Source organism: Staphylococcus gallinarum (assembly GCF_000875895.1).
Classification (GTDB): domain Bacteria; phylum Bacillota; class Bacilli; order Staphylococcales; family Staphylococcaceae; genus Staphylococcus; species Staphylococcus gallinarum.
The window spans coordinates 438,746-445,304 of the sequence record NZ_JXCF01000001.1; the positions used below are offsets into that span (position 1 = coordinate 438,746).

The 6,559-nt window shown below is 37.2% G+C and carries 2 protein-coding genes; one reads left to right on the plus strand and one right to left on the minus strand.

Translation table 11 applies throughout. From position 1 onward, the window contains the following. Positions 1 to 8: 8 nt before the first annotated feature. Positions 9 to 2,078, minus strand: coding sequence for a BglG family transcription antiterminator (locus SH09_RS01915; RefSeq protein WP_235307451.1), 2,070 nt, complete (start codon positions 2,076 to 2,078; stop codon positions 9 to 11). Positions 2,079 to 2,492: 414 nt separating this feature from the next. Here SH09_RS01915 and SH09_RS01920 point away from each other — a divergent pair. Continuing rightward, positions 2,493 to 6,559, plus strand: a 4,067-nt coding sequence (locus SH09_RS01920) for an Ig-like domain-containing protein (protein WP_052495396.1), incomplete at its 3' end; no start/stop codon positions are given.

Here is a 6,559-nt window from a genome sequence, read left to right on the forward strand (position 1 = left end):
CCTCTCTATCAATCTATATTTGAAAAACTGTGTATTATTTCAGTCACAGCTTTTTTAGTACTAGAATTTAAAATTTGTTTAATACTTGTCTGATCTTGTGCCAAATCACGAAGTTGTAATAATGGGCGTAAATGCTTGAATTTATCAGTTGCTGCAATTACAACAAAGATATGAACCTCATGATTCGTGCTGAGTTTGATAGGCTCTTCTAATATCAACATGCTCATACAGGTTCGATGAACATTGCTTTTGTTTTCAGCATGAGGAATAGCAATGCTTTGATTAATGACCATATAAGTATCATCAAAGCTTTCTATCATCTGTTTGATATAACTTGGATCTACATAACCGTATTCAATTAATGGAGAAGCGGTTAACTGTATTGCTTCGTTAACATCGTCGACATGTGGCATAAATTGGATATGCTTATGTGTGATTAAATCTTCTAAATTTATCAAGTTATTTATTGAAACAGATGAGGCATTAATTGATGAATAGGTATTCATTTCGTTAAATTGCGCCTTCATATCATCGATAAGTGCAGATTCATCATGAATCTCAGTGTGTTTCCTAATAGTAGATAACAATCGATCGATTTGAACGTCGGTCTCAAATGAATTATTGAGTTGCCCTAAAACATGTTGCCGTAGTTCTTGCTTTTCTCGAGTTGTTAACATGGCTTTTGTAATATGCAATTTTTTATCAGTGTCGATATGCATTGGAGAAAATACAATGTCAAAATCTAATGCATAATGGTTAAATTCACGTAAAGATAAAGCATCAAGGAAAATAAATTCAGGAAATACATTACGCAACTCTTGTAACATCAATTGGGAGATTGAAGTACCTTGAGTACAAACCACAACCGCCTTTACTTTGCTATCAATATCTTCATCTTGGTTTCTAAGTGTCCCACCAATCAATATGGTCAGATAGGCAATTTCATTATCCGGAATAGGTTGCTTTAATATCGCTTCCATAGGTTTTGATGAAATTTTTACAAGATGAAACAATTCTTTATAATCCTCTTTCAGATTATTCTGTAAACTATCGATATCAGAAAGTGAATATTTGATTCTGTAAAATGCTGGCTTCATATGCAACATTAGACGATTAATGAGACCTTGTTTGTCTTCGAAAGTGATAAATGTAAGTTTTTCAAATTGAGCTATCATTTCTTGTAATGCATTTTTTAAATCTGGCAAATAGCCTGCATCATTTACATCCGACCACTGTACGCTTGTAGACAATAATTGTAAGGTGATAAATAACTTTTCTTGCCTTGGAATATCATGTTGTTCTGAAATGAGAATTTCTGTAGCTTGATATTCTTCTGTATCCGAAAGTGCCTCATATTCTATAGAGAATGGGTGAACCACTTTGTTATGTTGGATTCGATTAATGATTAAGAACAGTTTGTAACGCAATGTTGCAGTACTTTGATCGATAAATTTATTTTCCAAATATTGTTCAATCTTACTTATTTGCTCATCAATTGTTACCAAATCGTTTTCAGATAAATTAAGGCACTTTAGAATCATTTCTTTAGAAATATTTAATTGAAACACTTTGTCAATAAGTGCAGTAAGTAAATTCCTAAGTTCGAATTCCTGCCCTTTTAAGTAATAACCATCCTGCCTAGTATATTTCAGTTCAATATTATAGGAAGTGAGTAGTTGCTTTGTTCGTTTCAAATCATTGAGAACTGTGTTTTTGCTAACTTGTAAATCTATTGAAAAATGATTTAACGAAAGTAATTCATCTTCTCTAAATAGTATTAATAAAATGAGATAAGCACGTTGTTCAGAAGTGTAAAAGTGGTCCTCGTTTGTAGACTTAATTGTTGCGGGCACATTAATCCAGTGTTTTACCTTTTCATCTACGATAAAAAAACCTTGGCTCGTACGTTCAATTTCAGGATAATCTTGTTCAATTAACCAATCGTTTATCTTTTGTATGCGATAACCAAGTTGTCTCCGAGAAATATTAAATTTTTGTTCTAATTCTTTGCCTTTAACATTCGGATTATTGACCATTTCAGTTATAAGGCTTAAATTTTCGGATTGAATATTCGACACCTCCTACGTTGTGATTGGTTTAAATTTAGCACAGGTCATCCAAGAGTTGTACAAGTGTTAGGCACAAAAGAACGCGGAGTTAATGTACATTATTGTGATGAATGTAATTAGAAGTTGGTATATAAAGGTTTAGGTAATAAATATTGTAATTATAAAATATCTAATATTCGCTATAATTTTTTAAGTTTAATATTGAAATTATTTATTTCATCCAAAATATAAGGTTTGTAATTGTATACAATTACAATTAATTTTAAAGAGAATGTTAAACTAACGTAAATAAATGTTAGTTACTATTTTAAATTTTTTCTATTATTCTAAATTTAGATTGCGCAAACTTTAGTTTGATGATATCTTATTCTCAAAGGGTAATTATTCTTTTTAAAACAAGTGATTAGGGAGGATTTTTGATAAGTGAGAAAGTCGAAAAGACATGATTTTTTGCCGAACATCAATAACAAATACTCAATTCGAAAATTTACAGTAGGGACAGCATCAATTTTAGTTGGTGCAACACTAATCTTTGGCGCAGCGCATGATGAAGCGAAAGCAGCTGAAGATGCTAAAACAGAAGAAGGAGCTACAAGTAGCTCAAACGAATCTGATCAGCCTTCTTCTGAAACAGCAAACACAGGGGTAGAAACTACAGAGCAAGCAACAGCTGAACAACCAACAACAGAAGAGTCAAGTACTGAAGAAAGCACAAAAGAAGAAGCGACAACAGAAGCACCAAGTACTGAAGAAAGTACAAAAGAAGAAGCAACAACAGAAGCACCAAAAGCTGAAGAAAGCACAAAAGAAGAAGCAACAACAGAAGCACCAAAAGCTGAAGAAAGCACAAAAGAAGAAGCAACAACAGAAGCACCAAGTACTGAAGAAAGTACAAAAGAAGAAACAACAACAGAAACACCAAAAGCTGAAGAAAGCACAAAAGAAGAAACAACAACAGAAACACCAAAAGCTGAAGAAAGCACAAAAGAAGAAGTAACAACAGAAGCACCAGCTTCACAAAAAACTACTGCAGACAGTGTAAATGTAAGTTCAAATGATGCTGATATCACAAAGGTTACTGACGAAAAATCAGCAGTAGCATATTATGCACAAGCTGCTAATGTATCAGAAAGTGATGCAGAACAAGCAGTTAGCGATTTGAACTTAGATTCAGACAATTTAACTTCACAAGAATTACAATTTGCATTGATTAATCAATTAGCTAACGCTCAAGATGCAAATACTACATTAGCAACTGCTGCTAGAGTTGCTCCTCAAAATGAAGAAGCAATTACATTAGCTGCAAATGACCAAATGACAACATTAGCTACAACTAATAATTCACAAATTATTGAAGCAGATGCAATTGCCAATGGTTATATCCAATCTCAAACAGACGCTACAAATGCTGCAAATACTTTATCAGGTCGTGCATGGATTGTAGATAAAGGGACACCTTCTACAATGTCTAACGGTTTAACAGCAGTGCCAGAAGGTACTAATGTTTACTTACAATGGATTGATAAAGACGGTGCAGTATCACCAACTTATGTAGCTAAAACGACTAACCAATTAAGTGATTTAGACGGTTCTCAAGTAGGCCCAGGTGCATATGCATTTGACTTAAGAGATGGATGGACAGATGCTTACGGTACACATCATTTATATACTGCTAATGATGGACAATATTACCGTTTATGGATTGAAGATTTCCAAACAGCAAATGGTAATACGGCGACTATGATTCGTCAAGCTGGTGGATTCTTCCCAGGTTCATATGTTAACTCTGTGACAAGCTCAAACTTAGGACAATTCCCATTAATTGGTGTCAACATGCAACGTACAGGTATCTATATGGGTATTGAACCTGAAGGTGGATACATGACGACTGACCGTTCAGAGTGGATTCATGATACAGAAGGTCCATTAAGCGCGCCATCAGTATCATTAAGTGCGAAAAACAGTATTTCAGGTCAAGTTTGGTTCGAGACAGGTGCTGGGGATAGAGCAAACTCAGGTACTGGACCAAATAATAATATCGATGATCCAGAAGCAGCTGGTTATACAGTTGTAATGTCATCATTAACTGCAGAAGGTGCGCAAGCATATAAAGATCAAGTTGAGAGCTTACCAGAATCAGAAAGAGCAGATGCTGCAAAAACATTATTAACTGATCATCCGGAATATATTTCAGCTACAGTTTATGGTGAAACTGATGAAGATGGTAGATATACATTACGTTTCCCATCAGGTACTTTGGATGACGATTACATCTATGGTTATGTTATGAATCCAGATGGTGAAGTAGTAAGTTCATACTCATCATATACTAGTCCTGAATTTAGAAAACCAAATAGTAATTTATCATGGACACCACAAACAGCTCCAGCGCAAAACTTAGTTCAAAATCCAATGTGGTATAACGTGAACTTTGCATTAGTACCTACAACTGATTTAGGTATTGAAATTATAGATTTCAATAATACTGATAAACCAGCAATTGCTGGCGACGAAGTTCATATTGATTTAACAGGTACAAAATTATCACCATTACCAACACACATTGAGTGGAGAGATAAAGATGGTAATGTTGTTCAACAAACTGGCGATATCACATCACTTGAAGATGGGGAACAACAAGCTACATTTGTAGTACCAGATACTGCTCAAGAAGGTGACATTTACACTGCCGTTATCGTTTCAGGTGGTAATGATGTTGCAGCAGATTCTTTCGTAGTAAAAGTATTAGAAACACGTAACTACGATCCAACAACAACAGGTGTAGAAAAACCATATGGTGAAGCAACAACTTCAGACGATGTAACAGGTGCAGTAACAGTTCCTGGATATCCAACAGATGGACAACAACCAACAATCACAGTGGATGATCCAACACAATTACCAGATGGCACAACACCAGGTACATCACAAGTAGATGTAACAGTAACATATCCAGATGGCTCAACAGATCACATCCAAGTACCAGTAACAGTGGGTGAACAAGCAGATAATGATGCTTATGAACCAACATCACCAGGTGTAGAAAAACCATACGGTGAAGCTACTACTTCAGAAGATGTGACAGGATCAGTAACAGTTCCTGGATACCCAGCGGATGAAGAACAACCAACAATCACAGTGGATGATCCAACACAATTACCAGATGGCACAACACCAGGTACATCACAAGTAGATGTAACGGTAACATATCCAGATGGCACAACAGATCACATCCAAGTACCAGTAACAGTGGGTGAACAAGCAGATAATGATGCTTATGAACCAACATCACCAGGTGTAGAAAAACCATACGGTGAAGCAACAACTTCAGACGATGTGACAGGATCAGTAACAGTTCCTGGATACCCAGCGGATGAAGAACAACCAACAATTACAGTGGATGATCCAACACAATTACCAGATGGCACAACACCAGGTACATCACAAGTAGATGTAACGGTAACATATCCAGATGGCACAACAGATCACATCCAAGTGCCAGTAACAGTGGGAGCAGATACAGTAGCACCAGATGCACCAACAGTGAATGTTCCAGAAGCAGGAGCAGATACAGTAACTGGAACAGGAGATGAACCAGGAAATACAATCACTGTAACATTCCCAGATGGCACAACAGGAACAGGAACAGTAGGTGAAGATGGAAGCTGGAGTGTAGAGGTACCAGAAGGTACAGAATTAAATAACGGTGATGAAGTCACAGCAGTTGAAACAGACGACGCAGGCAATGTATCAAACGAAGGTACAGCAACAGTTGTGGATACAACAGCACCAGATGCACCAACAGTGAATGTCCCAGAAGCAGGAGCAGATACAGTAACTGGAACAGGAGATGAACCAGGAAATACAATCACTGTAACATTCCCAGATGGCACAACAGGAACAGGAACAGTAGGTGAAGATGGAAGCTGGAGCGTAGACGTACCAGAAGGTACAGAATTAAATAATGGTGATGAAGTCACAGCAGTTGAAACAGACGACGCAGGTAATGTATCAGACGAAGGTACAGCAACGGTTGTAGACACAACAGCACCAGAAGCACCAACAGTAAACGTCCCAGAAGCAGGATCAGATACAGTAACTGGAACTGGAAGTGAACCTGGAAATACAATTACTGTAACATTCCCAGATGGCACAACAGGAACAGGTACAGTCGGTGAAGATGGAAGCTGGAGCGTAGACGTACCAGAAGGTACAGAATTAAATAATGGTGATGAAGTCACAGCAGTTGAAACAGATGACGCAGGTAATGTATCAGACGAAGGATCAGCAATAGTTGTTGATGATAGTGACGCAGATGCCGATGCTGATGCAGACTCTGACTCAGACGCAGACAGTGACTCAGATGCAGACTCTGACTCAGACGCAGACAGTGACTCAGATGCAGACTCTGACTCAGATGCAGACAGTGACTCAGATGCGGACTCAGATTCAGATGCGGACAGTGACTCAGACGCAGACAGTGACTCAGA